The organism is Kitasatospora sp. NPDC086791, assembly GCF_040685975.1.
In the GTDB taxonomy this organism is placed as follows: Bacteria; Actinomycetota; Actinomycetes; order Streptomycetales; family Streptomycetaceae; genus Kitasatospora.
This window is the reverse complement of sequence record NZ_JBFBOC010000014.1, coordinates 57,509-83,763: the sequence shown is the minus strand read 5'-3', so window position 1 is coordinate 83,763 and position 26,255 is coordinate 57,509. Positions and strand designations below refer to the sequence as shown.

Annotated in this window: 22 protein-coding genes and 2 pseudogenes; 6 read left to right on the top strand and 18 right to left on the bottom strand. The window is 73.9% G+C overall.

Annotated features, from left to right (window positions below):
* Positions 1-300: 300 nt before the first annotated feature.
* Together AB0Q99_RS20335 and AB0Q99_RS20330 are read right to left on the bottom strand one after the other, a co-directional pair.
* Positions 301-1,242: an aldo/keto reductase gene (locus AB0Q99_RS20335; protein ID WP_363573696.1), complete on the bottom strand. Its 942-nt coding sequence runs from the start codon at positions 1,240-1,242 to the stop codon at positions 301-303.
* Positions 1,239-2,147, bottom strand: a complete 909-nt coding sequence (locus AB0Q99_RS20330; protein WP_363573694.1) for an NAD-dependent epimerase/dehydratase family protein — start codon at positions 2,145-2,147, stop codon at positions 1,239-1,241. Before AB0Q99_RS20330 ends, AB0Q99_RS20335 begins: the two co-directional genes overlap by 4 nt.
* Positions 2,148-2,192: 45 nt before the next feature.
* Here AB0Q99_RS20330 and AB0Q99_RS20325 point away from each other — a divergent pair, with 45 nt between their 5' ends.
* Positions 2,193-2,768: an Lrp/AsnC family transcriptional regulator gene (locus AB0Q99_RS20325; protein WP_363573692.1), complete on the top strand. Its 576-nt coding sequence runs from the start codon at positions 2,193-2,195 to the stop codon at positions 2,766-2,768.
* Positions 2,769-2,848: 80 nt separating this feature from the next.
* Here the strand turns inward: AB0Q99_RS20325 and AB0Q99_RS20320 are convergent, their stop codons facing one another.
* Complete coding sequence (locus AB0Q99_RS20320; RefSeq protein ID WP_363573690.1) at positions 2,849-3,655, bottom strand: IclR family transcriptional regulator; 807 nt, start codon at positions 3,653-3,655, stop codon at positions 2,849-2,851.
* A 371-nt stretch (positions 3,656-4,026) separates the two neighbouring features.
* Here AB0Q99_RS20320 and AB0Q99_RS20315 point away from each other — a divergent pair, with 371 nt between their 5' ends.
* The 3 genes from AB0Q99_RS20315 (at position 4,027) to AB0Q99_RS20305 (ending at position 7,281) form a co-directional block, all read left to right on the top strand.
* On the top strand, positions 4,027-5,337 hold the full coding sequence (locus AB0Q99_RS20315) for an extracellular solute-binding protein (protein WP_363573688.1): 1,311 nt from the start codon (positions 4,027-4,029) through the stop codon (positions 5,335-5,337).
* A 106-nt stretch (positions 5,338-5,443) separates the two neighbouring features.
* Positions 5,444-6,424 (top strand): sugar ABC transporter permease, encoded by a 981-nt coding sequence (locus AB0Q99_RS20310; RefSeq protein ID WP_363573686.1) that lies wholly within the window; start codon positions 5,444-5,446, stop codon positions 6,422-6,424.
* Positions 6,421-7,281 carry a carbohydrate ABC transporter permease gene (locus tag AB0Q99_RS20305; RefSeq protein ID WP_363573684.1) on the top strand — a complete coding sequence of 287 codons (861 nt, stop codon included), beginning with the start codon at positions 6,421-6,423 and terminating at the stop codon, positions 7,279-7,281. Before AB0Q99_RS20310 ends, AB0Q99_RS20305 begins: the two co-directional genes overlap by 4 nt.
* Before the next feature lie 63 nt (positions 7,282-7,344).
* Here the strand turns inward: AB0Q99_RS20305 and AB0Q99_RS20300 are convergent, their stop codons facing one another.
* Both AB0Q99_RS20300 and AB0Q99_RS20295 read right to left on the bottom strand, forming a co-directional pair.
* On the bottom strand, positions 7,345-8,097 hold the full coding sequence (locus AB0Q99_RS20300) for a VOC family protein (protein ID WP_363573682.1): 753 nt from the start codon (positions 8,095-8,097) through the stop codon (positions 7,345-7,347).
* Positions 8,098-8,207: 110 nt separating this feature from the next.
* Positions 8,208-8,849, bottom strand: coding sequence for an alpha-ketoglutarate-dependent dioxygenase AlkB (locus AB0Q99_RS20295; protein ID WP_363573680.1), 642 nt, complete (start codon positions 8,847-8,849; stop codon positions 8,208-8,210).
* A 99-nt stretch (positions 8,850-8,948) separates the two neighbouring features.
* Here AB0Q99_RS20295 and AB0Q99_RS20290 point away from each other — a divergent pair, with 99 nt between their 5' ends.
* Both AB0Q99_RS20290 and AB0Q99_RS20285 read left to right on the top strand, forming a co-directional pair.
* Positions 8,949-9,557, top strand: a complete 609-nt coding sequence (locus AB0Q99_RS20290; protein ID WP_363573678.1) for a hypothetical protein — start codon at positions 8,949-8,951, stop codon at positions 9,555-9,557.
* 105 nt (positions 9,558-9,662) lie between these two features.
* Positions 9,663-10,181 (top strand): universal stress protein, encoded by a 519-nt coding sequence (locus tag AB0Q99_RS20285; RefSeq protein WP_363573676.1) that lies wholly within the window; start codon positions 9,663-9,665, stop codon positions 10,179-10,181.
* A 38-nt stretch (positions 10,182-10,219) separates the two neighbouring features.
* Here AB0Q99_RS20285 and AB0Q99_RS20280 read toward each other — a convergent pair whose 3' ends face one another.
* From AB0Q99_RS20280 to AB0Q99_RS20220, 13 genes and pseudogenes are all read right to left on the bottom strand, one after another.
* Positions 10,220-11,839: an amidohydrolase gene (locus AB0Q99_RS20280; protein WP_363573674.1), complete on the bottom strand. Its 1,620-nt coding sequence runs from the start codon at positions 11,837-11,839 to the stop codon at positions 10,220-10,222.
* Positions 11,772-12,752, bottom strand: coding sequence for a PaaX family transcriptional regulator C-terminal domain-containing protein (locus AB0Q99_RS20275; RefSeq protein ID WP_363573672.1), 981 nt, complete (start codon positions 12,750-12,752; stop codon positions 11,772-11,774). The genes AB0Q99_RS20280 and AB0Q99_RS20275 overlap by 68 nt, the downstream gene beginning before the upstream one ends.
* A gap of 171 nt (positions 12,753-12,923) precedes the next feature.
* The gene (locus tag AB0Q99_RS20270; RefSeq protein WP_363573670.1) at positions 12,924-13,682 is read right to left on the bottom strand and encodes an Asp/Glu racemase; all 759 of its coding nucleotides are present in this window, start codon (positions 13,680-13,682) and stop codon (positions 12,924-12,926) included.
* 46 nt (positions 13,683-13,728) lie between these two features.
* Positions 13,729-14,622, bottom strand: coding sequence for a fumarylacetoacetate hydrolase family protein (locus AB0Q99_RS20265; protein ID WP_363573669.1), 894 nt, complete (start codon positions 14,620-14,622; stop codon positions 13,729-13,731).
* A gap of 17 nt (positions 14,623-14,639) precedes the next feature.
* On the bottom strand, positions 14,640-15,836 hold the full coding sequence (locus AB0Q99_RS20260; protein ID WP_363573667.1) for a cupin domain-containing protein: 1,197 nt from the start codon (positions 15,834-15,836) through the stop codon (positions 14,640-14,642).
* The gene (locus tag AB0Q99_RS20255; protein WP_363573665.1) at positions 15,833-16,831 is read right to left on the bottom strand and encodes a carbon-nitrogen hydrolase family protein; all 999 of its coding nucleotides are present in this window, start codon (positions 16,829-16,831) and stop codon (positions 15,833-15,835) included. The genes AB0Q99_RS20260 and AB0Q99_RS20255 overlap by 4 nt, the downstream gene beginning before the upstream one ends.
* Positions 16,832-16,839: 8 nt before the next feature.
* Complete coding sequence (locus AB0Q99_RS20250) at positions 16,840-19,245, bottom strand: FAD-dependent monooxygenase (RefSeq protein ID WP_363573663.1); 2,406 nt, start codon at positions 19,243-19,245, stop codon at positions 16,840-16,842.
* Positions 19,242-19,613 (bottom strand): annotated as a pseudogene (locus AB0Q99_RS20245) (thioesterase family protein); the annotation flags it as partial. The gene AB0Q99_RS20250 and the pseudogene AB0Q99_RS20245, both read right to left, overlap by 4 nt.
* Positions 19,614-19,670: 57 nt before the next feature.
* Positions 19,671-21,269: pseudogene (locus AB0Q99_RS20240) on the bottom strand (AMP-binding protein); the annotation flags it as partial.
* Positions 21,270-21,701: 432 nt separating this feature from the next.
* The gene (locus tag AB0Q99_RS20235; protein ID WP_363573661.1) at positions 21,702-22,745 is read right to left on the bottom strand and encodes a hypothetical protein; all 1,044 of its coding nucleotides are present in this window, start codon (positions 22,743-22,745) and stop codon (positions 21,702-21,704) included.
* A gap of 324 nt (positions 22,746-23,069) precedes the next feature.
* Entirely contained in the window at positions 23,070-24,083 is a 1,014-nt protein-coding gene (gene adhP, locus AB0Q99_RS20230) for an alcohol dehydrogenase AdhP (protein WP_363573659.1), read from the bottom strand.
* 211 nt (positions 24,084-24,294) lie between these two features.
* Positions 24,295-24,792: a GNAT family N-acetyltransferase gene (locus AB0Q99_RS20225; RefSeq protein WP_363573657.1), complete on the bottom strand. Its 498-nt coding sequence runs from the start codon at positions 24,790-24,792 to the stop codon at positions 24,295-24,297.
* Complete coding sequence (locus AB0Q99_RS20220) at positions 24,789-26,114, bottom strand: DUF6271 family protein (protein WP_363573655.1); 1,326 nt, start codon at positions 26,112-26,114, stop codon at positions 24,789-24,791. Before AB0Q99_RS20220 ends, AB0Q99_RS20225 begins: the two co-directional genes overlap by 4 nt.
* Positions 26,115-26,255 lie beyond the last annotated feature (141 nt).

Below are 26,255 nucleotides of genomic sequence, written 5' to 3'. Positions count from 1 at the left end.
ACCAGAGCACGTCCTACTTTCAGTAGGGAGAGTCCGTGCGACCCGGGCCTGGCGCTCAACTGTCGGATGGGGTTCGGTGCCTTTATGGGTGCCGGGCTCCATTCGCGTTTCGGGGTCGGTCGGGGCCGGTTGGTGGGTGGTTCGGCGTTTCGGTGCGGGGCTGCTAATGTTCTTCTTGTCGCGAGGGAGATGATTCCTCGTCAGGCGTCAGTGGTGCTACCAGAGCACGTCCTACTTTCAGTAGGGAGAGTCCGTGCGACCCGGGCCTGGCGCTCAACTGTCGGATGGGGTTCGGTGCCTTTATGGGTGCCGGGCCCCATTCGCGTTTTCGAGGCGGGCCAATTCCTCTTCGCCGAGCACCAATTCCCCTGCGGCGGCCGAATCGCGGATGGTTTCGGGGCGGCTCGCGCCCGGGATCGGAATGGTCACCGGGGAGGTGGCCAGCAGCCAGGCGAGGGCGACGCGCTGGGGGCTGACTCCGTGCTCGGCCGCGACCGCGGCGAACTCCTGCCCGGCGCCGCCGAGTCCGGCGGAGCGGCCGATGCCGCCGAGCGGGCTCCAGGGGAGGAAGGCCAGGCCGAGTTCGGTGCACAGGTCCAGGACGGGCTGGTGCTTGCGGACGGCGGGGGAGTACTCGTTCTGCACCGAGACCAGGGCGTCGCCGAGGATCTCCCGGGCGAGCCGGACCTGCGCCACGTCGACGTTGGAGATGCCGGCCGCGCGGATCTTGCCCTCCTCGAAGAGCTCGCGGACCGCGCCGAGGGAGTCCGCGTACGGGACGTTCCGGTCCGGGTGGTGCTGCTGGTAGAGGCCGATCGCCTCGACGCCGAGGCGGCGCAGCGAGCCCTCGCAGGCGCGCTTGAGGTGGGCCGGGTCGCCGTTGACGGTCCAGGAGCCGTCGCCGGGGCGGCCGCGGCCGCCCTTGGTGGCGACCCTGACGTGCTCGGCGCCGGGGCCGTAGGAGGCGAGGGCCCGGGCGATGAGCTCCTCGTTGTGGCCGTACTCGTCGGCGTGCCAGTGGTAGGAGTCGGCGGTGTCGATCAGGGTGATGCCCGCGTCGAGCGCGGCGTGGACGGTGGCGATGGCGCGAGCCTCGTCCGGGCGGCCCTCGACGGAGAGCGGCATCGCGCCGAGGCCGATGGCACTGGTGCGGAGGCCGCCGAGGAGGCGGGTGGCGGTGGCGCGGGTGGTGCCGGAGGTCTCGGTGGTCTCCGTGGTGGTGGCGGCGGTGGTGGCGGTCATGCGGGGAGCTCCGGTCCGGGGAGGGCGGCGATCAGGCCGGGCAGCCAGTCGCGGGTGTGAGAGAGGCGGTGGCCGAGCTGCCGGGCCCGGGAGTTGTCCATGCCGTAGTAGCGGTCGAAGGAGAACGGGGAGGCTTGTCGGCCGGGTTCGGGGGCGGCCGTACGGTAGGGGCGGCCGGCCGCGATCAGGTCGCACAGGTCGGTGGCGGTCAGTTCGCCGTGCGAGGCGAGGTTGACCGGGCCGGTGAACCGCTCGCCCGCCGCCCAGGCCAGGAAGGCGGCCGCCTCGGTCTCGTGGGTGTAGGAGGAGGGCAGGTTCTCCGGGTGCACCAGGACGGGCAGGCCCGCCTCGATCCGCTCGGCGTAGTGGGCCAGCCGTCCGGTGAAGTCGGCGGCGCCCAGGACGTGCCCGAGTCGGACGGAGACGAACGGGAACGGCGCGTCGCGGGTGAACACCGCCTCCGCCTGGCGCTTGCCCTCGCCGTACGACGCCTCGACGAACTCCGGTTCCGTCCAGGGGAGTTCGAGGCGAACCGGCCACCCGGACGGGTCGACGGCGGATTCGGGCAGCGGACGGCCCGGCGGGTGTGCCTCGCCGGTGTCGTAGACCTCGATCGTCGAGGTCATCAGATAGCGGCCGGTCCGCCCGGCGAAGGCGCGGGCGGCGAGTTCGGCCTGTGCCGGGGTGTAGCAGACCTGGTCGATCACCGTGTCGAAGTCCCGCCCGGCGAGGGTACGGGCCAGCGCCGTCCCGTCCGCGCGGTCGGCGACGAGCGCGGTGACACCGGGCGCTGGCGGCGTCGAGCCGCGGTTGAGCACGCTGACCCGGGCGCCGGAGTCGCGCAGCCGGGTGACCAACTGCCGTCCGAAGTACCGGTTTCCCCCGATGACGAGCACGTTTTCCATACCCACAAGTGTTATGGTGCGGCGCGGTTCGATGAAGGGGTGATCATGGGAGTTTCGGCGCTGCGACCGAAAGACCGACGGCAATCCGACGGTTCGGCCGATGATTCGTCGGCGGGCTCCCGGAACGGCCTCAACAGCGGTGGCGGCGGCGGTGTCGCCAACGGTTCCGGTGGCGGCCCGGACGCGGTCGACCTGCGGCTGCTGGAACTGCTCCAGTCCGAGGGCCGGATCACGCTCAGCGAGCTGGGCCGGCGGGTCAACCTCAGCCCGGCCGCGGTGGGCGAGCGGGTGCGCCGGCTGGAGGCGAACGGCACGATCACCGGGTACGCGGCGCTGGTCGCGCCCGAGCGGCTGGGCTACGGCATCCGGGCCTTCGTCCGGGTCTCGCCGCACGCCCGGATGACGGTGAAGTACGTCCGCAGCCAGGACCTGCTGCACCGGCCGGAGGTGCTGGAGGTGCACCACGTGATCGGCGAGGACTGCTGGGTGTTCAAGGTCGCCGCGCGGGACACCTCCCACCTGGAGGAGCTGATCGAGGCGATCGCGGTGCTCGGCCGGACGACGACCTCGGTGATCCTCTCCTCGCCGGTGGACCAGCGGCCGCTGCTGCCCGCGGGCTGACGGAGCGCGGGGACGGCGCGGATCGGCACGGGGACGGGGAAGCACGGGCACACGCGGAGGCAGGGCCCGGGCCGGTAGGTTCAGGACGGCTGCCGGTCGGAGCCCAGCTCGCGCGAGATCCGCAGCCCGACCTGCGCCACGACCGGCCCGAGGGAGCGCACCCGGGTGGCCGTCATCCGCGAGGTGAGCCCGGAGACGGAGAGCGCCGCCGTCACCTCGCCGGTGTGGTCGAAGATCGGCGCGGCGACGCAGCGCACCTCCGGTTCGTTCTCCCGGTCGTCGATGGAGTAGCCGCGGGCGCGGATCCGGGCGAGGTCGGCGCGCAGCCGGGTCTCGTCGGAGATGGTCCAGGCGGTCACCGGGCGCAGGCCGGCCGCGACCACCTCGGCGACGGCCTCCTCGGGCAGCCAGGCGAGGATCGCCTTTCCGGTGGCGGTGCAGTAGGCGGGCGCCCGGCTGCCGACCCGGGAGGCCATTCGGACGTTGGTCTCGTCCTCGACCTTGTCCAGGTAGACGATCCCGGGAGCCTGCCAGACGGTCAGGTGGACGGTCTCGCCCGCCTCGCGCTGGAGCCGGCGCAGGTGTTCGGCGGCGACGCTGCGCAGGTCGAGGGTGGTCAGGTAGGCCTGGCCGAGGCGCAGCGAGCCGTGGCCGAGCCGGAACCAGCCGGTCTCGCGGTCCCGGTCGAGCAGGTGCTCGTCCAGCAGTGGTCCGGTCAGCCGCAGCACGGTGCTCTTGTTGAGGTCGAGCGCCTCGGCGAGCTGGGCGAGCGGGACTCCGCGTCCGTCGCCGTGGTCGCGGACGTAGCCGAGGACGGCGAGCGCGCGGCGCAGCGAGGAGGACTGGTTGCGTTCGGTCGCGGGCTTCTTGGGTGCCGTCTCCGTCATGGGTCCGTTCCCTGGTGGTGTTCTGCGGGGGCTGGCGCTTGGTGTTCCGTGCGGTTCCGCGAGGTGTTCCGCGGTGTTCCTCCGCCCGTCGGCGGTGGTTGTCAGAACGTACCCCTTCGGGGTCTCTTCGCCGCATCTTCGATACAACGTTGTGCAGTGCAAAACTTTCGCCAACCCCCTCTTGTTGGCGCCGATCGCCCACGCCTAACGTCCCTGCCATCGAGCAGGCGACGTCGCCCCACCCGAGCGCTGCGCCCTGCCGTACCCCCACCACTTCACTCACCATCGGCCCCGGTCAGGGCCTGCTTCGACGTGTCCGTCCCCAACGGTGCACGTCTCGGCGGCAGCTGTCGGGAGGGGAGGTCTCCACCATGCGACTCATCGGACGGACCGCAGTGGCTGCCGTGCTCGCCGCCGGCTGCCTGGCCGCCACCGCCTGCGCGCCGGGCACCGCCTCGCCGGCGGGCGCCAAGGCCGGCGACGACCGGACCGGCACGCTGCAGGTCTGGCTGTACAACGAGGCGGGCAACGCGGCCAAGGAGGCCGTGATCGCCAAGGCCGTCGGCGAGTTCCAGGCCTCCCACCAGGGCGTCACCGTCAACGTCAGCTACATCGACACCGACGCCTCGGCCCGCGCGGCCAAGATGAAGGGCGCCTTCAACGACCCCAACAGCGCGCCCGACCTGGTCGAGTTCGGCAACACCGACCTGCCCGGCTACGTCGCCGCCGGCGGCCTCGCCGAGATCGGCGCCGACCTGGACGGGTGGAAGGAGAAGGGCGACCTCGACCCGGCCATCGCCAAGACCGCCGTGGTGGACGGCAAGACCTACGGCCTGCCGTGGTGGGTGGGCGTGCGCGCGCTGTACTACCGCACCGACCTGTTCACCGAGGCCGGGCTCGCCCCGCCGACCTCGTACGCCGAACTGGTCGCCGCCACCACGAAGATCCACGCCGCGCACCCGGACACCTTCGGCATCGCGGTCGGCGGCAAGTACACCTTCGGCGCGCTGCCCTTCGTCTGGGACGCGGGCGGCGACATCGCCGTCAAGACGGGCGCCACGTTCAAGGCGGCCATCGACTCGCCCGCCTCGCAGGCCGGGATCAAGCGCTACACCGACCTGTTCGGCGCCGACGGCTGTCCCGCCCAGCAGTGCGCGGACCTGACCGGCGGCAAGACCGTCGACCTGTTCGCGGCCGGGAAGTCGGCGATGGCGGTCCTGCTCAACTCCAACCGCGGCAAGGTGGACGCGGGCGCGGTCAAGGGCAAGTACGGCGTGGTGCCGCTGCCCGGCGAGAAGGCCGGCTCGATCGCCCCCGCCTTCGCCGGCGGCAACAACCTGGGCGTCATGAAGGCGGCCAAGCACCGCACGCTGGCCGTCGAGTTCGCCGAGCTGCTGGCGGGCCCGGCGTACCAGGAGCAGATGTACGACGCGATGGGGAACCTGCCGACGCTGAAGTCCGTCAGCGGCAAGGTCGCGGCGAAGGACGCGTTCCTGAAGCCGTTCACCGACACCATCGCGGCCGGCACCAGGTTCGTCCCGCTCGACCAGGGGTGGGCGCAGATCGACGCCCAGTCGGTGATCCCGACGCTGCTCCAGCAGGTCGTCACCGGCAAGGCGGACGTGGCCAAGGCCTCCGGCGACGCCGCCGCGCAGATCAACTCGGCCTTCGCCGCGCACTGACGGCCGCGCCCGCCCGCTGACGGCCGCGCCCGCGGGCGGGCGCGCACCGATGGTCACGCATTCGACGGTCCCCGTCCCGGTTCGTCACAGAGAGCAGGTCCCGCACGTGTCCGCATCCACCACGACCGCCCCGTCGGCGCCGCCCTCCCCGCAGCGGCGCCGTGGGGGCAGGGCGCCGGCCGCACCCCCGGGCGGCCGGCGTCGCCGGCCCCCGCTGCTCCTGCTCCTGCCGGCCGCCGTCATCCTGATCCCGCTGGTCGCCTACCCGATCTACCAGCTCGGACTGCTGTCCGTCCTGGACTTCGGGCAGGCCCAGGCGTCCGGCGGCGTGCCGACCTCCTTCGTCGGCTTCGGCAACTACTCGAAGATCCTGGAGGACGGCCAGTTCTGGTCGGTGCTGCTGCAGACGGTCGGCTTCGCCGCGTTCTGCGTGGTCGCCACCCTGGCCGTCGGCGCCACCCTCGCGGTGCTGCTCACCAAGGTCGGCCGGTGGCCGCGGCTGGTGCTGACCACCGCGGCGATGGCGGCCTGGGCTGCGCCCGCGATGACCGGGTCGACGGTGTGGAGCTTCCTGTTCGACACCAACCTCGGCCTGGTCAACCACACCCTGGAGCGGATCGGACTCACCGGCTTCCACGAGTTCAACTGGTTCTACGACAAGTGGACGGCGTTCCTGATCGTCGGTGCCGTGGTGGTGTGGCACTCCTTCCCGTTCGTGATGGTCACCCTCTACGCGGGCATCCGCGCCATCCCGGAGGAGGTCCTGGAGGCGGCCGCGCTGGACGGCGCCGGCACCTGGACCACCTTCCGCCGGATCACCGCGCCGATGCTGCGGCCGATCCTCACGATCGTGGTGATCCAGTCGGTGATCTGGGACTTCAAGGTCTTCACCCAGATCTACGTGATGACCGAGGGCGGCGGCATCGCCGGCCAGAACCTGGTGCTCAACGTGTACGCGTACCAGAAGGCGTTCGCCTCCTCGCAGTACGGGCTGGGCGCGGCGATCGGCGTGATCATGCTGCTGATCCTGGTGATCCCGACGGTCCTGTACATCCGCAGTCTGCGACGGACGGGGAACGAGCTGTGAGCACCCTTCGGAACTCCCGCGGCCGGCGGCGGCTCGCCGCCGACACCACCGCGGTCGTCCTGGCCGTCGTCACCGCCTTCCCGATCTTCTGGATGGTGCTGTCGGCCTTCAAGCCCAAGGGCGAGGTGCAGTCGCTGGACCCGAAGCCGTGGACGGCGCACCCCACGCTGGAGAGCTTCCGCCAGGTGCTCAGCGTGGACGGCTTCGGCCGGTACTTCGTGAACAGCCTGGTGGTCGCGCTGTCGGTGGTGGTGCTCTCGGCGGCCGTGGTGTTCTTGGCGGCGGTGGCCGTGACCCGGTTCAGGTTCAGGTTCCGCACCACCATCATGGTGATGTTCCTGATCGCCCAGATGATCCCGGTCGAGGCGCTGACCATCCCGCTGTTCTTCATGTTCCGCGACGCCGGGCAGTTCGTCCCGGGCATCGGACTGAACACCCTGGCCTCGCTGATCCTGGTGCAGTTGGCGTTCTCGCTGCCGTTCGGGATCTGGATGATGCGCGGCTTCGTCGCCGCCGTGCCGGTCTCGATCGAGGAGGCCGCGCAGATCGACGGCGCCGGCCGGACCCGCATCCTGTGGCGGATCCTGCTGCCGCTGGTGGCCCCGGGCCTCGCCGCGACCAGCGTGTTCTCCTTCATCACGGCGTGGAACGACTTCGTCTTCGCCAAGACCTTCATCATCAGCGCCACCGAGAACCAGACGCTGCCCTCGGCGCTGCTGGTCTTCTTCAAGCCGGACGAGAACGACTGGGGCGGCATCATGGCCGCGTCCACGCTGATGACCGTGCCGGTGCTGATCTTCTTCATCGCGGTGCAGCGCAAGCTGGTGTCCGGGCTGGCGGGCGCGGTGAAGGACTGACGGCGAGGCCGGCCGACCGGTGCCGGGCCGTCGGGCGCCGGACCGACCGGTGCCGGGCCGGGCTCAGGCCGCCTCCGCGGACTCGCGGGACGGGACGGCGACCAGGACGAACACCGCGCCGGCGTCGTCCCGGACCAGCGCGGCCCGGCCGTACGGCGTCGGCGCGGGCCCGGTGAGGACGGTGCCGCCGAGGTCGCGCAGCCGCGCCGCCGCCCGGTCGGTGTCGGCGGTGCCGAAGTGGGTCAGCCAGTGCGCGGCGGTGGCGGACGGGCCGATGCTGCAGGCGGGGAGGCCGGCGGCCCGGGCGAGGGCGTGACCGGCCCGCGGCCGGTCGTAGGTGTAGCCGAAGACGCGGCGGTAGAAGGCGCGTGCGGCGTCGGGGTCGGGGGAGAGGTGCTCGTTCCAGGCGAGGGAGCCGGGCTCGTCGACCAGGCCGGCGCCGTCGATGGTGCCGGCCTGCCAGAGCCCGAAGACCCCGCCGAGCGGGTCGACGGCGATCGCGGCCCGGCCCTGGTCGGGCACCTCGTACGGCTCGCGGGCGATCCGGCCGTCCGCGGCGCGGACCAGCGCGGCGGTGCGGTACGGGTCGGCGCAGGCGAGGTGGGTGGTCCAGGCGGCGGGTACCGCGGTGTCCACGGGCGGCCCGATCGCCGCGACCTGGGCGCCGTACCGGGTGGCGACCGACTCGGCGGGGCCGGTCGGGACGAACTCCCAGTCGAACAGCGCGCCGTAGAACCGCTGTGCGCGCGGGGCGTCCATGGTCGTCAGGACGACCCAGCACGGGACGCCCTCGCGGTACCTGCCCGGCTTCGGCATACCGCCCTCCTGGTGCCACCGGCCCCACCCGTCAGCCTCCGCGCCGGGCGGGTGGGCGGCAACCGGGGGTCGGGCGGTGCGGTGCGGGTCGACGGCGGCCGGGGGGGGGCTCAGGCGACGCCGTGCGGCCGGAACTGGACGCTGATCCGCGGGCCGACCGGGCGGGCGGTCTTGGGGACCGCGTGCTCCCAGGTGCGCTGGCAGGAGCCGCCCATCACCACCAGGTCCCCGTGGCCGAGCGGGTGGCGGACGACCGTCCCGCCGCCGTACCGGGGCCGCAGCGCCAGGGTGCGGGGCTCGCCGACGGAGAGGATCGCCACCATGGTGTCCTCGCGGGCGCCGCGCCCGATCCGGTCGCCGTGCCAGGCCACGCTGTCCCGGCCGTCCCGGTAGTAGCAGAGCCCGAGGGTGCGGAAGGGCTCGCCCAGCTCGTCGGCGTAGTGCTGGCTGAGCGCCGTGCGGGCCTGCCCGAGCACCGGGTGCGGCGGCTCGGCGTCCGCCCGGTACGAGGCCAGCAGCCGGGGGACGTCGACCGTCCGTTCGTACATCTCGCGGCGCTCGGCCCGCCAGGGCACGGTGGCGGCCAGCTGTTCGAACAGCTCGTCCGCGCCGTGCAGCCAGCCGGGCAGCACGTCCAGCCAGGCGCCCTCGCCGAGCACCTGCCGCCGCAGGCCGTCGAGCGGGCCGAGGCGGGGGCCGTCGTGCTCCGCGTCGTCGAACAGCGAGGGCTGGAGGTGGAGGGCGCCGTGCATGGGGCCAGCGTACGCCCCGATTCGAACAGGTGCACGAATGTGAGCGTGCCAACGTGGCGCGACGGTCCGCGCGGGCCAGCCGGGTCCTAGCCTGCGGGTATGGCGATCAACGGCTTCGGGGTCACCGAGTTCCAGCTGGTGCTGCTGCGCCGGATGGCCGACTACCGGCCCGGTGCGGTCGAGGAGGCGGTGCGGCGGCTGGGTGCCACCCGGGCCTCGATGCGGGAGGCGAACAAGCGGTGGCAGGCGATGGTCCGGGTGCCCCGGTTCCCGCGCGGGGCCGCCCGGTACGCCGCCGTGCTCGGGCCGGCGGAGGCGAGCGTGCCGCGGCGGATCGGGGACCTGGCGTGCACCGCGCGGCAGTGGGCGCTGCCGCTCTGGCCCGACCTGCGGTTCGAGGTCCTGCTCGGGCCGGCGGAGATCGGCTCGCCGGTGCTGAACGAGTGGCTGGTGCGGGCGCCGGGGGTGCCGGGGCCCTCGCTGCGCACGCTCGCCGACCTGGCGCCGTGGAGCTGTGTGGTGGCGGACGTCGGCGCCGCGTTCCCGTCCGCCGTGCCGCGCGAGGGGAGCGCGCCGACCCGCTTCCGGCTGGACTTCGACGCCCCGGATGGCGCCGGGGTGGTGTGCCCGTGGACGGCGGACTTCACCTGGGGGCTCCTCCAGGAGGTCCGTCCGGCGGACGGGCCGAGGCCCCGGATGGGCGAGTGATGCAAGGCGATATTCTGTGAATGCCTTGGATTTGCAGGCTATCTCCGAAGTGTGGCAGCATAATCGCAGACACTGTAGAGGCTTGACATCGGAAAGCGAAGGATCATGTCGCACGGCGCCCGCGTCATCGTCGGAGTCAGCGGTTCACTGCACAGCCTGACCGCCCTGCACCGGGCCGCGGAGGAGGCCCGGGAGCGCCGGGCCGTCCTGGTCCCGGTGCTCGCCTGGACGCCGGTCGGCGGTGAGCGCAACTACCGCGCGCGGCCGTGCCCGCCGCTGCTGCGCGCCTGGCAGGACCTCGCCGATGCCCGGATGGACGGCGCGCTGGAGCGGGCCTTCGGTGGTCTCCCGATCGGGGTGCCGGTGCGGCCGCTGGTCGTGCGCGGCGAGGCCGGCACGGTGCTGACCGAGCTGGCCGACCGCCCCGGCGACCTGCTGGTGGTCAGCACCGGGGAGCAAGCCGGCCTGCGGACCCGGCTGCGTCGGCTGACGCGGCGCTCGGTCACCCGGTACTGCCTCGACCACGCGCGCTGCGGCGTGCTCGTCGTCCCGCCGTCCACGCTGCACGACGACCTGCGCGCACTGCACCGCGGCATCGACCTGCGGGAGCTGGTCGCCGCCTGACGGTCCGGCAGTGAACGAGCCTGTCGACTGACGTACCGTCAGGAACAGTGCACCGTCCGGCCGTCGACCACCGTGCGGACGGGGAGCAGATCGCGCAGCGCGTCCACCGGGCAGGTCAGCGGGTCGAGCGGCCACACCGTGAGGTCGGCGAACGCCCCCGGCCGCAGGCTGCCGCGGGCAGCGCCCTCGCCGGTCAGGCGGGCGGCGTTCACGGTGTGCAGCGCGACCGCCTCGGACCGGTCGATCGCGTGCTCGGGGCCCACCACCCCGGCCGTGGTGCCCCGGGTCGTCATGCCCCACACCGAGACCATCGCGCCGTACGGGCCGACCGGGAAGTCCGAACCGCCGGTGAGCAGCGCGCCCTCGTCCAGCCACTCGCGCAGCGGGAAGAGCGCGGCCGTGCGCTCCTCGCCCCAGGCCCGCTGCTGGGTGAGCGCGCCGTCGTGCAGCAGCGGGTGCTGGACGGTCACCGGGATGCCGAGCGCGATCGCCCGGGCCCGCTGGTCGGGTCGGGCCAGGCCGCCGTGCTCGACCACCAGCGTGCCGGGCGGCAGGCCGGGGCGGCGCTGGAGCACCTGCTCGAAGACGTCCAGCAGGACGCGCAGACCGCGGTCGCCCCAGGCGTGCACGCCGACCCGCCAGCTGCGTTCGACCACCCGGTCCACCGCCGCGAGCAGGTCGTCCGGCTCCCAGAGCAGTCGGCCGTGGTAGCACGGCTGTCCCTGGTACGGCTCCTCCAGCGCGCCCGCCTCGAAACCGCCGTCGATGCCGAACTTGACGCCCCACAGCCGCAGGCGGTCGTCGTCGCGGCCGTCCGCGCGCCACCCGTCCATCCGGTCCAGCAGCGCGTCCACCTGCTCGGGCGTCCGGGCGGCGAAACCGGAGACCAGCGCCCGTACCCGGACCGCGAGGGCGCCCTCGGCCCGGGCGGCGTCCAGCACGTCGAGGTCCTCGACCGGGACGAGACAGTCGCGGACGGTGCCGATCCCGGTGGCGGCGTAGTCGGCGGAGGCGGCGCGCAGGCCGTCGATCCGCTCGGCGAGGGTGGGGCGGGGCAGCACCCGCTCGACCGGCTCGACCGCCCGGTTGATCAGCCGACCGGTCAGCCGACCCTGCTCGTCGCGCTCGATCACGCCGCCGGGCGGGGCCTCGGTGGCCTCGGTGATCCCGGCCAGCCGCAGCGCGGCCGAGTTGAGCACCATGTTGTACGCGCCGCGGCGCACCAGCACCGGGTGGTCGGTGGTGGCACCGTCCAGTTCTTCCGTGGTGGGCATCCGCTGCTCGGCCAGCAGCACCTCCTGCCAGTTCACCGTGGTGTGGATCCACTCCCCGGCGGGGGTGCGGGCGGCGCGCTCGCGGATCAGGTCGAGGAACCCGGCGAGGTCCCGGGCCCGGTGGACGGGCACGCCGTGGACGCTCCGCGCGGCCAGGATCAGGTGGGTGTGGGTGTCGTCGAAGGCGGGCAGCACGGTCGAGCCCGGGGCGTCCACGACCTCGGTGGCCGGTCCGATCAGGGCGTCCAGGCCGTCGGGGGCGGGGGAGAGGGCGGTGATCCGGCCGCCGGTGACGGCGACGGCCCGCCGCGGCGGCTCACCGGGGACGAGGGTGTGCACGGCGCCGGCCCGGATCAGCAGGTCGGCGGGGGGCTGGGGGGTCATGACGGCTCCTGGGGGTGGGGGACAGACCGGTGACCTTCTCGACGTAGCGCAGACCGGGCTCGGCGAGCAGCCCGTGCAACTCGGTGAAGACCGCGCGGGCCGGGACGGCGTTCCAGCCGGCGGGCAGCAGCGCCGCGGGCAGTCCCGGGTCCAGGTAGGGCAGGCGGCGCCACTGGGTGAGCATCGGGACGTAGGCGCGGAACGCCTCGGCCGGGCCTATTCGGGGCCGGTCGCCCGGAGCCGGCGTGCCGGGTTTCGGCTCCCGCAGCTCCTCGGCCACCGGGCGCCAGGCGTCGGTGAAGGCCGCGTACTGCGCCTCGATGGCCGGGAGGTCCCACCAACTCGCCACCGCCGTCGGGAGATCGGCGAAACCGGCGTACTCGGCGGAGAGGAAGAGGTGGACGTAGCCGCTGAGCCCGAGGCGTTCCAGCAGGCGGCGGGCGTCCGGCAGCAGCCGGGCGGGGGCCAGCCAGATGCCGGGGGCGGCGTTGCCGAAGCCGAGCCAGCTCAGCCGGGACCGCAGCTGGTGGCGGTGGGCGCGCTCGGACTCGGGCACCGAGAAGACCGCCACCACCCAGCCGTCGGCGAGGTCGGCGGGCTCCAGGCTGTGGAAGATCCGGCGGTCGCCCTCCTCGAACACCGGCTCCATCGCGGGGGCGAGCCGGTAGCCGGTGCCCGTGCGGCGCTCCTGGAGCAGGGTGCCGGCCTTCTTCAGCCGGGACGTCGCCGAGCGGACCGCCGGGCCGTCGACGTCCAGTTCGGCCATCAGCGCGATCAGGTCGGCGATGGATATCCAGCCGCCGAGGCGGCGGACGAACTCGCCGTAGACGGTGTGGATCAGGGAACTCGGCCGGGGCGCGCCCTCCGCCGGCCGCGGCGTGCTGTCTGACGGCCGGGGCGTGCTCTCTGACATGCGTGGGCGCTCCTCCCCGGTGGTCGGCGATGACCGGGCCACCGGTGGCGACCCGGTGGCCGGTGGCGATCATAGCGGTGGTGCCCCGGCGGGCCCGGGGTGCGCCCGGACGGCCCGGGGGGACCCGGAGGGCCCGGGGTGCTCCCGGCGGGTCCGGACGCCCCCGGAGCTTCAGGCCTCCGCGTAGGCGCCGGAGAGCAGGTGCCCGGCCCCGGGCGCGACGGCGGGCAGGCCCAGGGCGCGGAGCAGCTGGTGCGCGGTGCAGATCGCGGCCGAGACCACCGGCTTGCCCAGCTGCTGTTCGGCCTCCGCCACGGCGGACAGCGAGGGCATCTGCACGCACGCGGAGAGCACCACGGCGTCCGCCTCGGCGTGCGCGAGGCGGCGGGCGATCGCGGGCAGCCGGGCCGGGTCGTGGGCGGCCACGTCGAGGTTGTCGGCGATCTCCAGGGCGGCGTGGTCCAGCACCTCGACGCCCTCCTCGGCGAGGTAGTCGACGACGGTCCGGGCCAGCGGCCGCAGGTACGGCGTGACCATCGTGACCTTCCTGGCGCCGAGCGTCCGCAGCCCGGCGACCAGGGCGCCGGCGCTGGTGACCACGGGGGCGGGCGCGCCGTTCTCGACGGTGCGCCGGTGCAGCCGCCGCTCGGCCTCGCGGTGGTAGCCGGGGCCGGTGGCCATCACGGCGACCAGGCAGGCGTAGCCGATCACGTCCACCCGGGCGTCCGAGAGCTCGGCGGCGCAGCGGTCCGATTCGCCGTCCATGGCGCGCAGTTGCTCGGGGGTGACCCTGGTCATCCGCATCCGGCTGGAGTGGAAGGTGAACCGTTCGGGGGCGACCGCCTCGCGGGCCCGCAGCAGGGCGGGCACCTCGGTCTCCATGGTGACGTTGGAGCTCGGGACGATCTGGCCGATCCGGTAGGTCGACATCGGGCGAGGGGTCCTTTCCTCGGACGGGCTGCGCGGTGGGACCGCCTCAGCGGGCGTCGATCACGGGGTTGGCGAGCGTGCCGATCCGCTCGATGGTGGCCTCGACCAGGTCGCCGGGCTGCAGGAACTGCGGCGGCACCATTCCGGCGCCGACGCCGGAGGGGGAGCCGGTGGCGATCACGTCGCCCGGTTCCAGGGTGACGCCGGAGGAGATGTCGGCGATCAGCCGCGCGATGCCGAACAGCATGTGGCGGGTGTTGGAGTCCTGCCGCAGTTCGCCGTTGACCTTCAGCGAGAGGTCGAGCCGCTGCGGGTCGGGGATCTCGTCGGCGGTCACCACGGCCGGGCCGAACGGTGCGTAGCTGTCCTGGCCCTTGGAGAAGAACCACTGGCCGGAGCGGCGCTGGTCGCGGGCGCTGATGTCGTTGACGATGCTGTAGCCGAACACGTGCCGCAGGGCGTCCCGTTCGGCGACCTGGAAGGCGGGTGCGCCGATCACCACGGCGAGTTCGCACTCCCAGTCGAGCTGCTTGGTGAGGTTCGCGTTGTGCCGGATGGGCTGGCCCGGGCCGGTGACGGCGGTGGACGGTTTGCCGAACAGGACCGGCCGGTCCGGAAGTTCGCGGTCGGTGTCCAGGGTGCGGTGCGACTCGGCCACGTGTTCGACGTAGTTGAGGCCGACGCCGACGATCTTGCCGGGGCGCAGCGGCGCGCGCAGCGACACCCCGGCCAGCGGCCGGGTGGCCGGCGCCCCGGCGACCAGGTCGCGCGCGGTGGCCAGGGCCGGTTCCCCGGCGCGGATCAACCCGAGGAGGCTGTCAGGCAGTTCGGCCCCGGCGGCGGTGGCGAGGGCGGTGAGGTCGGCGACCCGGTCCCCGGCGAGCAGTGCGCCGAGGCGCGGGGTGTCGTCGCCGTCCGCGCAGTAGGTGAGCAGGTGCATGGTGGTGGGTCTCCCGGTCAGGCGGCGGCGGTGGTGGTGGGCTGGTGCCCGTCGTGGTCCGGGTAGGCCTCCTCGCGGTACAGGCCGAGCGAGTGCGTCACCGGGAAGTCGTTGAAGGAGAACAGGCAGGCGTCCTCGCCCTGGTCGAGGTTCGCGTGCTCGTGCCAGGCCCAGGACGGGACGACGAAGATGTCCCCCTGCTGCCACTCGAAGCGCTGCCCGGCGACCACCGAGACGCCGTGCCCCTTGGCCGCCGTGTAGACCACCGAGCCGGTGTGCCGGTGGGCGCGGGTGGCCTGGCCCGGGCGCAGCAGTTGCAGGTGGGCGGCCATGGTCGGCATCACCGGGCCGCCGGTGACCGGGTTGGTGTACTCCATGATGACGCCGTCGTACGGCGAGCCCTCGGTGGCGCGGGCGAGCCGGCACAGCGCGTGGTAGCTGGGCTCCCAGGGCCAGCCGAACAGCGGCGAGTACGGCCGGGTCCACTTCTCGACGCCGTACGGCAGCAGGTTGCCGCCGTAGCTGAGCAGCGAGGAGTTCACCACCGGGCCGGGGCGCTGGTACAGCTCCGGGTGGACCTCGTAGAAGTTGGCGTCGAGGGTGTTGACCAGCGGGATGTCCAGGCCGTCCTGCCAGATCACCGGGGCGTCGTCGGACTCGTTGCCGTGCTCGTGCCAGGTGTTGTTGGGGGTGATCGCGAAGTCGCGCGGGCCGACCTTGAGCCGCTGGCCGTCCACGATGGTCCAGGCGCCGGTGCCCTCGTGGACGAAGCGCAGCGCGGAGGCCTGGTGGCGATGTGCGGTCATCGCCTCACCGGGGCCCATGATTTGCAGTCCGGTGTACAACAGGCCGACGACGGCGCTGAGTTCGCGGCGGCCGGGGTTCACCAGCATCACCACCCGGCGGCCGGCGTCGTCGGCCTTGACCAGGGGCAGCGCCTTGCGCACCAGCGGGCGCAGGTCGGCGTAGCGCCAGAGCACCGGGACGGACTTGGGCTGCGGGTACCAGGGCTCGATCTCGTTCGCCACCGTCCACAGTGCACCGGCCTGGTGCTTGGCCAACTCGTCGTAGTAGGCGAGCAGTTCGGGACTGTCGGTGACCCTCGCGCGGCCGATCCGGTCGTCGTCGTAGTCCTCGTCGCGGGGTTCGCGAGCCGCGCGAGCCGCGCGAGCCGCGCGAGCCTCGCGGTTCGCGCGGTCGTCGGGGCCGGTCATGACTCCTCCTCGGGGAACACCAGGGGCCGCAGCGGGCGGTCGTCCACGTGCAGCCGGAAGACGTCGAAGCGGTTGTAGTGGCCGACGATGTCGTGCATCTGCTTGGGCTGGATGCAGCGGCCGAGGTCGATCTCGGCGTAGACGATGCCCTCCTCGTCCACCAGGGTTTCGGTGACGGCGCGTCCGTCCGGGCCGAAGATCCCGGACAACGCGCTGCGCGGGCGGGCGAGTTGCTTGCGGAGCTGCTGGTCCTCGCCGGCGATCAGGTCCACGATCCGGGGTGAGACCGTGGAGCAGGAGACCACGGTGAACAGCTTGCCCTCGAAGCAGTGGGCGGCGGCGCGCAGCGCGATGGCCTCCGCCATGTCGTAGTCCTCGGGGGCCACCGGCAGGGCGACGTAGCTCGCGGCGTGGACGAGTTCGCCCTGGGCCAGCAGGGTGAAGCGGGCCAGGGTGTTGGTGTTCTCGCCGCAGGCGAGCGCACCGAGCGGGCCGACGGCGGTGCGGTGCACCTTCAGGGTGCTGCCGTCGCCCGGGGTCCAGGTCAGCTTCTCGGCCCAGGTCGGCACCAACTTGCGGTGGACGCAGCGTAGCTCGCCGTCCGAGTCGATGATCAGCAGGGTGTTGTGGAGCACTCCCAGGCTGTGCCGGCCGCGCTCGTTGACGCCGATCACCAGCACCACGCCGGCCTGTCGGGCGGCGGCGCGCAGGGTGTCCACGTACGGGCCGGGGACGTCCACGGCGGCGCGGTACAGGCGCTCGTACCAGGGCGAGCCCTGCACCGGGTTCATCGTCCAGTTCCAGTACGGGTAGCCGGGCACGAAGACCTCGGGGAAGACCACCAGTTCGGCGCCGTGGCCGGCCGCCTCCTGGATCAGCGCGACGGCCTTGTCGACGGTGGCGGCCGGGTCCAGGTAGACCGGGGCGGCCTGGACGGCGGCGGCGGTGAAGCGGGGCAGGTGCGGCAGGTCGGGTGGTGGGGGCAGGTGGGGCATGGTCCGCGTCACTCCTCGGGCCGGGTCGGCCGCCAGCGGCGGTGGACGGGGGTGGGCGGCTCGCGCCGCAGGTGCAGCCGCGGGGCGACCCGGTCGGAGCCCGGGCCCGGCGGCTTGCGGCTGCCCGCCCGCCACGGTTCGGGCCAGCGGGCGCCCGGGCCGACGTAGCCCTGCTCGGCGGCGGCGTGCAGGGTCCAGAGCGGGTCGTACAGCTGGGCCCGGCCGACCGCGACCAGGTCGGCCCGCCCGGCCAGCAGGACGGAGTTCGCGTCGTCGTGGCCGGAGATCGCGCCGACCGCGACGGTCGGCAGGCCGGTCGCGGCGCGGACCAGTTCGGCGAAGGGCGTCTGGTAGCCGCGCCCGTACGGCGGCCGCTGGTGCGCCACCACCTCGCCGGTGGAGACGTCCACCGCGTCCGCCCCGGCTTCGGCCAGCGCGCGGCAGATCGCCACCGCCTCGGCCTCGGTGGTGCCGCCGGGCGCCCAGTCGCTCGCCGAGATCCGCACCAGCAGCGGCTGCCCGGCCGGCCAGGCGGCGCGCACCGCCGTCAGCACCTCCAGCGGCAGCCGCAGCCGGTGGGCCAGCGGGCCGCCGTGGCGGTCGGTGCGGTGGTTGGTGAGCGGGGAGAGGAAGGAGGAGACGAGGTGCCCGTGGCCGAACTGCAGCTCCAGCACGTCGAATCCGGCCCGCGCCGCGCGCTCGGCGGCCGCCGCGAAGTCCGCCGTGACGGCCGCCAGTTGGAGCTCGTTGGCCTCGTGCGGGACCGGGCTGTCGGCGGCCCACGGGATCGCCGAGGCGGACAGCAGCGGCTCGCCGGTGGCGAGCGGGCGCCCGAGGCCGTCCGGTCCGGGGGCGGCGGTGCCACCGCGGCGTCCGGCGTGGGTCAGCTGGATGCCCAGCGGGGTGTCGCTCACCGCCTTGACGGCGTGGACGAGTTCGCGCCAGGCGCCCTCCTGGCGGTCGGTCCACAGGCCCGGACACCGGTCGGTGGCCCGGCCCTCGGCGCTGACCGCGGTCATCCCGGCGAGGACCAGCCCCGCGCCGCCGAGCGCGTGCCCGGTCAGCTGGGCCCGGTCGAAGGCGCTGGGCAGCGCGTCGGGGGAGGTGAAGGTCGCCAGCGGTGGCACCACGACGCGGTTGCGCAGTTCCAGCGCGCCCAGCTTCAGCGGCCGGAACATCGGCGGCACCCCGGGCGAGCCGCCGAAGGCGGTGTCCACGGCGTCCACGAAGGCGGCGTCGCGGGCCCGGAGGTTGCCGTAGGTGACCCGGCGGCTGCGGGTGAGCAGGTTGAAGGCGAACTGGTCGATGCCCTGCCCGGTGCGCCGGTCGACGGTCTCGAACCACTCCAGGCTGGCCTGCGCGGCCCGCTGGGTGGACTCCACCACCGGGCGCCGCTCGGCCTCGTAGGCGGCCAACGCCTCGTCGAGGGAGGGTTGTTCCCCCAGCGCGGCGGCCAGGGCGAGGGCGTCCTCCAGGGCCAGCTTGGTGCCCGAGCCGATCGAGAAGTGCGCGGAGTGCGCGGCGTCGCCGAGCAGCACCACGTTGCGGTGGTGCCAGCTCGCGTTCCGCACCGTGGTGAAGCGGATCCAGCGGGAGGCGTTGGGGATCAGCCGGTGGCCGTCCAGGTGGCCGGCCAGCAGCTCCGCGCAGCGCCGCACGCTCTCCGCGTCGCTCTCGCCGCGCGCGAACTCCCGTGCGGCGAGGGCCTCGAAGCCGGCGCGGCGCCAGGCGTCCTCGGCGATCTCGACGATGAAGGTGGAGCGGGTGGCGCTGTACGGGTAGGCGTGCACCTGCAGCGTGCCGAAGTCGAACCGCTCGACGATGAAGGTGAAGGCCTCGAAGACCTTGTCGGTGGCGAGCCAGATGTAGCGGCAGTGCCGTTCGTCCGCGTCGGTGCGGAAGGCCTCCGGGTACGTCGCCCGGGTACCGGAGCGGATGCCGTCGGCGGCCACCACCAGGTCGTACTCGGCGGCGAGCCGCTCGACCGGCGGGGCGGGGGTGCGGTAGCGCACGTCCACCTCGAGCTCGGCGCAGCGCTGCCGCAGGATGGCGCGCAGCCGGTTGCGGTCCAGGGCGGCGAAGCCGTGGCCGCCGCTGGTGCGGACCCGGCCGGCGTAGCGGACGTCGATGTCGCTCCAGCGGGCGAACTCGGCGCCGATCGCGGCGAAGACCTGCGGGTCGGCCTGCGCGATGCCGTCCAGGGTCTCGTCGGAGAAGACCACGCCGAAGCCGAACTCGTCCTCCCGGCCGTCCCGTTCGAAGACGGTGAGCTCCCGCTCCGGGTCCGCCCGCTTGGCCAGGGCGGCGAAGTAGAGCCCGCCGGGGCCGGCGCCGATCACCGCGATTCGGCGCGCCCGGGTGCCGGGGTCCGCCTGCGGACGGGCCCCGGGTCGGTCCGCGCCGACGCCGGTCATGCGACCACCTCCGGCTGCTGCGGCCCGGCCTCGGTCAGTGCGCGGCGCACCCGGGCGGGCCACGGCTCGGCGCCCTCGGTGTGCGGCGCGGCGTGCACCACGGACATCCGCCCGCTCGCGGCCAGGCCCTGCGGGCCGTGCACCTCGAAGGCGTAGTGCAGCGAGGAGCCGCCGACCCGGACCACCCGCAGCTCGGTGCGGACCACGTCCCCGAACCAGAGCCGCTCGCGGTAGTCGGCCTCGAAGTGCACCCGGGGGATGCGCCCGAACAGCTCCGCCAGCCCGAGCCGGCGCAGCAGCGCCGCCTCCGCCGCCTCGGCCCAGCGCTGCACGGCGGAGAAGTGGTAGTGCCCGGCCGCGTCGGTGTCGGACCACTCGACCCGGCGCTCGATCGCGACGCTGGCCGGGGTGAGCGAAGCCCGCCGCCGCAGCTCGGCGCGGTGCAGCTTGCCGGTCGCGGTGCGCGGCAGCTCGGTGACGAACTCGACCACCCGCGGGTACTTGTACGGTGCGATGGTGCGCTTGACGTGCTCCTGGAGGTCGTGCACGGTGTCCGGCCCGGCCGGTACGCCCGCGCGCAGCACCACGTACGCCGTGACCACGGTGCCGCGCCGTTCGTCCGGCGTGCCGACCACCGCGCAGTCGGCCACGCCGGGGTGGGCGGCGAGCGCCTGCTCGACCTCGGGCCCGGCGATGTTGTAGCCGGCCGAGACGATCATGTCGTCGTTGCGCGCCTGGTACCAGAAGTAGCCGTCCCGGTCCCGGACGTAGGTGTCGCCGGTGAGGTTCCAGCCGTCCCGGACGTAGCCCAGCTGGCGCTCGTCGTCCAGGTAGCGGCAGCCGGTCGGGCCCTTGACGGCGAGCAGCCCGGGTTCGCCGTCGGGCACCGGGCGGCCCTGCCCGTCCAGTATCGCGGCGCGGTAGCCGGGGACGGGCTTGCCGGTGGAGCCGGGGCGGATGGCCTCGTCGGCGGCGGAGATGAACACGTGCAGCAGCTCGGTGGCGCCGATGCCGTCGATCAGTCGCTGTCCGGTGGCCGCGTGGAAGTCCCGCCAGACGGCGGCGGGCAGCGGCTCGCCCGCCGAGACGCAGCGCCGCACCCCGGAGAGCCGGTCGGCCAGCCCGGCGGCCAGGATCGCCCGGTAGGCGGTCGGCGCGGTGAACAGCACGCTCACCCGGTGCCGCCGGACCCGTTCGGCCAGCTGCTCGGGCGTGGCCTGCTCCAGCAGCAGGCCGGCGGCACCGGCCCGCAGCGGGAAGACCAGCAGGCCGCCGAGGCCGAAGGTGAAGCCGAGCGGCGGGGTGCCGGCGAAGAGGTCGTCGGGGGTGGGGCGGAGCAGGTGCCGGGAGAAGGTGTCCGCGTTGGCGAGCACGTCGCGGTGGAAGTGCAGGGTGGCCTTGGGGCGGCCGGTGGTGCCGGAGGTGAAGGCGATCAGGGCGACGTCGTCGGCGGCGGTCGGGACGGCGGTGAAGCCGGGGGACTTGGCGGCGCAGCGGGTGGTGAGGTCCTCGGGCCCGCCGCCGCCGTAGGGGACGATCCGCAGTCCGGGGGTCCGTGCCCGGTGCAGTTCGGCCAGGTAGCGGTGGTCGCACAGGGCCAGGACGGGCTTCGCGATCCCCGCCAGCTCGGCCAGTTCGCCGGCGCGCAGCAGCGGCACGGTGGTGACGACCACCCCGCCGGCCTTCAGTACGCCGAGCCAACAGGCTGCCAGCCACGGAGTGTTGGGGCCGCGCAGCAGCACCCGGTTGCCAGTGGCGAGGTCGAGGTCCTCGGTCAGCAGGCGGGCGATCCGGTCGGCCTGGTCGCGCAGTTCGCCGTAGGACCACTGCTCGGTGGGGGTGAGCAGGCAGCGGCGGTCCGGGCCGAGGCGGTCGATGGTGTCGTCGAGCAGGGCGGCGGCGCAGTTCAGGCGGTCCGGGTAGGCCAACTCCGGTAGGTCGAAGAGGAGTTCCGGCCACTGGTCGAAGGGAGGGAGGTGGTCTCGGCAGTAGGTGTCCACGTGCGCCGAGGGGGAGAGCTCCATGGGCGGCACCTCGTCGTGCGAGCGGGAGTGAGGCCAGTATGGCGCGTTGGTGACGCCAGTCAAGAGAGCGATACATGCATTCGGGCGACCCTGCCGGTCCCCGGCGGTGTGCGGAGCCCGGCGGTGCGGGCGGCCGGTGGGGGCGGCCGGTGGGGGCGGTGGGGGGCGAACCCGTGAGGTCGGCGTGGCTGCTGCGGGTCGCCCTGGTGCGCTCCGGCACGCTCGCTCTCGCCCGCCCGCCCGCCCGCTCGCCCTCGCCCGCCCGCCCTCGCTCGCGTCGCCACCCGGATGTTCACGGGCTGCCGGTGGGGCGGGCACTCCTGCGAGCGCGGCCACCAGGACGCCGCGCCGGACCGGGCGCGGCGGAGCCGGCGGGGCGACTTCGGCGGGTGCTCGCCGTTCCCGCCTACCTGGAAGTGGTCTGACTGTCCGTCAGCTGCTCGTGGTGCGTGCGGCCGCGTCGGGAGTGCGGCCGTCCTGGGCCTGCTGGGCGCGCTCGGCGAGCAACCGGGCGAACACCGTGAGCCAGGGTGCGGTGACGGCGGCGCCCGGCCCGTCGTCGTGCACCAGGAGCAGCACGCCGCCGACCCGGACCAGCGCCACCGCCGACGTCGCGCCGCGGGTCCGGACGGCGCTCTGGTCGCCGATCCGGGGGAGGGTCACCGCCCCCGAATCCTCGCCGGCGGTGCGGTCGAGCGTGGTGCCGAAGGCCCGGCCGGCCGCCTCGGGGGAGGCGAAGGTGACCACGGTGAACTCCACGGTCTGGATCTCCGCCGCACCGAACCGCTCGGTGGCGTAGGCGAGTTGCTGGTCACAGGAGTCCGGCAGCAGACACGGCGCCTTTCCGTCCGTACCCGACCCGGACTCCGGGCCACTCCGCACCTGCCAGCCGCTCGGCATCGCCCGCGCGTCGGGCAGCACGCCCTGCACCAGCGCCGGGTCGCGCAGCGGCTGCGCGGCGTGCGCCAGATCGGGCCCGCCCGGCTTCAGCAGCGGTCGCGAGCCCAGGTGGATGCCGAGGGCGACCAGGGCGGCGATCAGCACCAGCACCAGGGCCACCACGATCCCGGCGCTGCTCCGGCGCGCGGCGAGGGCCCGGGCCCGGGCCTCCGCGGGGCCGACCCGCAGCTGGACCGTCGACGGGCCGGTCGGCGAGGACTCGGCACCCGTCCGCAGCTGGACGGTGCTCGGCCCGGTCCGCAGCTGGACGGTCGACGGATCGGCGGGCCGCCCCAGCTCGGTGGTCGCCAGGTACTGCGCGAACGCCTCGTCGGAGGCGAGCAGATGGGCGACCGCGGCGGTCAGCTGCGCCCGCGCCTGTACGTCCTTCGGGCTCGCCTCGGCCGTGGCCAGTGCCCGCGCGCCCTCCGGGACCATCCGCAGCCGCGCCCGCACCACGTCCGCCACCGCCTGGTGCGGCCCGCCGGCCAGCAGTGCCTCCACGACATCGGGAACCATCCCGCGGCCGTCCCCCATGGCAACTCCCCCTGCCGGACCAGTCGTCCCTCCAGGATCCCGGTCCGGCCGACACTTCGTACGCCCGCCGAAACGGAACGGAGACGCAACTGCAACCGCTCCCGGACGGTCGTGGGGTTGCCGGGACCGATGGGGCGAGAGGTGCAGGGCTGCTCGGAAGAGGTGGAGGGCTGCTCGGGTCGGTTGGTCGGGTGGTCGGGTGGTCGGTTGGTCGGCGTCCAGGCCTCGGCCGCCGGGCGCCGCCGAATGATCCGGGTGGATCCGGCGCGGCCCGCCCGCCGGATGTACCCACCTTCCGGGCGCCCGCCCGGCGGGTGCGGTCGGTCAGCGCAGGTCGAAGACCAGCCGGGCGGAGACCTTGCCGCCCAGCACCTCCTCGAAGCAGGTGTTGACCTCCTCCAGCCGTCGGGTCTCGCGGATCACCCGGGTCCGGCCGAGGGCGTGCAGGCGGAACACCTCGGCGAGGTCCTCGCGGGTGCCGACGATCGAGCCGATCACCCTGGTGCCGTTCAACACCGTCTCGAAGACCGGCAGTTCGAGCTTGCCGCCGGCCGGGAGTGCCACCAGGACGAGCGTGCCGCCGCGCCGCAGCGCGCCGTACGCGGCCTGGAAGGAGGCGTTGCTGACGGCGAGCGCGATGGCCGCGTGGGCCCCGCCGAGCGCCTGGACCTCGGCCGCGACGTCCTGGCTGCGGGCGTCGAGGACGTGGTCGGCGCCGAGCTCGCGGGCGAGGGCGAGCTTGTCGTCGGTGACGTCGACGGCGATGGTCTCGGCGCCGCAGATCCGGGCGTACTGCAGCGCGAGGTGGCCGAGGCCGCCGATGCCGGAGATCAGCACCCGGGTGCCCGGGCGGGCACCGGAGACCTTGAGCGCCTTGTACGTGGTGACGCCCGCGCAGGACAGCGGTGCGGCGTCGAGCGGGTCGATGCCGTCCGGCACGGGGACGACGTAGTCGCCGTGCGCGAGCGCGTACTCGGCGTAGGCGCCGTCCACCGAGTAGCCGCTGTTGTGCTGTCGCAGGCAGAGCGTCTCCCAGCCGGAGACGCACTGGTCGCAGCGCCCGCAGGCGTCGGCGAGCCAGGGGATCGCGACCCGCTCGCCCACCCGGACGTGCCGGACCCGCTCGCCCACCGCCTCCACGACGCCGACGCCCTCGTGCCCGGGGACGAACGGCGGGGCGGGCTTGACCGGCCAGTCGCCGTGGGCGGCGTGGATGTCGGTGTGGCAGAGGCCCGAGGCCTCGATCCGGACCCGGACCTGGTGCGCGGCCGGCTCGGGTACCGGCCGGTCCTCGATGACCAGCGGTGCGGTGAAATCGCGGACGACGGCGGCTTTCATGCGCTGCTCCTCGAACGTGCGGACGTGCGGACGTGCGGACCTGCAGGCGTGTGGGCGTGTGGGCGTGTGGGCGTGTGGAGGTACGGACGTGCGGGCGGGCCGGGTGGCGGCCGCGCGCGGGCGCAGCCGTCACCAGCTTCACCCGATGGGGTGATCGTCGCCGTCCTGACTGGGCCGAAAGAGTGACCATCCGTCGATGGAACCCCGTGGCTCAGCGCACCGGCATCGACATGTAGACCGCGCGCCGCCCGTAGGACGAGGGGACCGCCACCTCCCGGTGCGCGCGGTAGCCGAGCAGCCGCAGCAGGATGTCCGCCCCGCGCACCGCGACCATCGAGATCTGCTCGAAGCCCAGCTCCTCCGCCCGCTGCCGGAAGTGCCGCATGAACCCCAGCGCGACGTCCCGCCCGCGCAGGTCCTCGGCGATCACCAGGTCGTGCACGTGCAGGTTGCCCGACGCGTACACCGCCTCCTCCGCCCGGGCGAGGTCCGGGCAGCGCAGCGGCGGGTACGGCAGGCTCAGCAGGTAGCCGCGGACGGTGCCGCCCTGCTCCAGCACGAAGCAGGTCTCGGGCGAGCCGAGGGCACGGGACTGCAGCGCCTCCCGGCCCTCCGACAGGCCGTCGGCCGCGTAGGCGTCGTGTTCCAGCGCGACCACGGCGTCCCAGTCGCCGTCCGCCAGCCGTCGGATCCGGAGATCCTCGCTCACCGGGACGGCACCTCCGGAGCGGCGCCGAGCCCCTCCGCACGGGCGGCGGCCACCAGCGCGGCCCAGGCCTCCACCAGCACCGCCCAGCGCTCGGCGTCCTGCCGCGCCTCGTCCAGGAGCCGCTGCCGCTGCCCGGCCACCACGTCCGCGAGCTCGGCGTACTTGCCGCCCAGCTTGCGGTAGGAGCGGTCCAGGACGTCCAGGCAGTGCTCGTTGCCGGCCCGGTCCCAGTCGACGCTGCCCCGCACCAGGCCGAGGATCGGCTCGGCCTTCAGCCCGTGCCGCTCGTCCAGCAGCCCGCGGCCGAGGTCGATCATCCCGCCGTAGACCGGGTACAGGTACAGCATCGAGAGCAGGAACTTGACGAACCGCAGCTGGTAGGAGACGAAGCCGGCGCCGGTGCGGCGCTCGGGCGTGTAGTAGTTGACGATGTGGCGGTTGTGGATCACGCCCGGCAGCCGGGAGTGGACCAGGGCGTGCAGCAGGGCGTAGTCGCTGCCGATGGTCTCGATCGAGGGCAGCAGCGGCAGCACCTCGTAGGCCCGGTGGTCCAGGGCGATGTTGCACATGTAGACGTCCCAGATGTCGGGCACGCCGAGGACGGACTCGTCGGTGCGGAACGGCTCGGAGCCGGCGCCCTTGAAGGAGACGTCCACCATCGCGTCCCGCTCCTCCTCCGACCACACCGGCGGGGTCCACAGGCGCACCACGTCGCGGTAGACGGCCGGGTCCAGCTCGTGGATCTCGCTGATGTCCACGTTGAGTTCGCCGATGAAGGAGCCGCTGACCAGCATCACCGGCTTGTCCGCGTCGGCCGGGTCGAGCTCGGAGCGGGACACGCCGGCCACCGCCTCGCCGGCCGGCCGGCCGATCGAGAGCAGCTCGTGGTGGATCGGGAACATCTTCCGACCGTCGACGACCTGGAAGTCGGCGTCGTCGTTGCGCAGGTGGGTCGAGGTGCAGCCCAGGGCGGCCGCGCCCAGGAAGAGCCGGTTGACGCAGGAACCGTAGGCGACGGCCCGCGGGAGCATCAGGTCGAGCAGCAGCTCGGGGTCGGCGGCGCCGGAGCGCTCGGCGGCCCGGCGCAGGAACTCCCGCTGCTGCGCCTCGCCGAGGTGGTGGACGACCACGCCGGGGGTGGGCTCCAGTGCGGCCACGGCGCCCGCGTTCTGCGCGAACTCGACGGCGCCGGTGGTGTCGAGGATGAGGAGGTGCACCTCGACCCCGAAGGTCGCGACGGCGTAGGCCGCCTCCTCGGCGAGGTCCGCGATGGTACCGGGGCAGGACCGCATGGTGGGCAGGGCGAGGCATACTCTTTGCATGGTGCGGGTTTCTCCATCGGGTCGTCAGATGTGATGCCACGGAGGTCAGTTGGGCGCACCGGAGGTCTCGGGAGTGGGCCGGTGCCGGTCCGCCGGACCAACTTGGACTAGACCACTTGTGATGTCAACGATTGACAGCCG

What these genes read in the sequence shown, in the direction of transcription:
- AB0Q99_RS20335 (WP_363573696.1), bottom strand. Translation starts at nt 1,242, where the DNA reads ATGACCGCCACCACCGCCGCCACCACCACGGAGACCACCGAGACCTCC.
- AB0Q99_RS20330 (WP_363573694.1), bottom strand. Translation starts at nt 2,147, where the DNA reads ATGGAAAACGTGCTCGTCATCGGGGGAAACCGGTACTTCGGACGGCAG.
- AB0Q99_RS20325 (WP_363573692.1), top strand. Translation starts at nt 2,193, where the DNA reads ATGGGAGTTTCGGCGCTGCGACCGAAAGACCGACGGCAATCCGACGGT.
- AB0Q99_RS20320 (WP_363573690.1), bottom strand. Translation starts at nt 3,655, where the DNA reads ATGACGGAGACGGCACCCAAGAAGCCCGCGACCGAACGCAACCAGTCC.
- AB0Q99_RS20315 (WP_363573688.1), top strand. Translation starts at nt 4,027, where the DNA reads ATGCGACTCATCGGACGGACCGCAGTGGCTGCCGTGCTCGCCGCCGGC.
- AB0Q99_RS20300 (WP_363573682.1), bottom strand. Translation starts at nt 8,097, where the DNA reads ATGCCGAAGCCGGGCAGGTACCGCGAGGGCGTCCCGTGCTGGGTCGTC.
- AB0Q99_RS20295 (WP_363573680.1), bottom strand. Translation starts at nt 8,849, where the DNA reads ATGCACGGCGCCCTCCACCTCCAGCCCTCGCTGTTCGACGACGCGGAG.
- AB0Q99_RS20290 (WP_363573678.1), top strand. Translation starts at nt 8,949, where the DNA reads ATGGCGATCAACGGCTTCGGGGTCACCGAGTTCCAGCTGGTGCTGCTG.
- AB0Q99_RS20285 (WP_363573676.1), top strand. Translation starts at nt 9,663, where the DNA reads ATGTCGCACGGCGCCCGCGTCATCGTCGGAGTCAGCGGTTCACTGCAC.
- AB0Q99_RS20280 (WP_363573674.1), bottom strand. Translation starts at nt 11,839, where the DNA reads ATGACCCCCCAGCCCCCCGCCGACCTGCTGATCCGGGCCGGCGCCGTG.
- AB0Q99_RS20275 (WP_363573672.1), bottom strand. Translation starts at nt 12,752, where the DNA reads ATGTCAGAGAGCACGCCCCGGCCGTCAGACAGCACGCCGCGGCCGGCG.
- AB0Q99_RS20270 (WP_363573670.1), bottom strand. Translation starts at nt 13,682, where the DNA reads ATGTCGACCTACCGGATCGGCCAGATCGTCCCGAGCTCCAACGTCACC.
- AB0Q99_RS20265 (WP_363573669.1), bottom strand. Translation starts at nt 14,622, where the DNA reads ATGCACCTGCTCACCTACTGCGCGGACGGCGACGACACCCCGCGCCTC.
- AB0Q99_RS20260 (WP_363573667.1), bottom strand. Translation starts at nt 15,836, where the DNA reads ATGACCGGCCCCGACGACCGCGCGAACCGCGAGGCTCGCGCGGCTCGC.
- AB0Q99_RS20255 (WP_363573665.1), bottom strand. Translation starts at nt 16,831, where the DNA reads ATGCCCCACCTGCCCCCACCACCCGACCTGCCGCACCTGCCCCGCTTC.
- AB0Q99_RS20250 (WP_363573663.1), bottom strand. Translation starts at nt 19,245, where the DNA reads ATGACCGGCGTCGGCGCGGACCGACCCGGGGCCCGTCCGCAGGCGGAC.
- AB0Q99_RS20235 (WP_363573661.1), bottom strand. Translation starts at nt 22,745, where the DNA reads ATGGGGGACGGCCGCGGGATGGTTCCCGATGTCGTGGAGGCACTGCTG.
- adhP (WP_363573659.1), bottom strand. Translation starts at nt 24,083, where the DNA reads ATGAAAGCCGCCGTCGTCCGCGATTTCACCGCACCGCTGGTCATCGAG.
- AB0Q99_RS20220 (WP_363573655.1), bottom strand. Translation starts at nt 26,114, where the DNA reads ATGCAAAGAGTATGCCTCGCCCTGCCCACCATGCGGTCCTGCCCCGGT.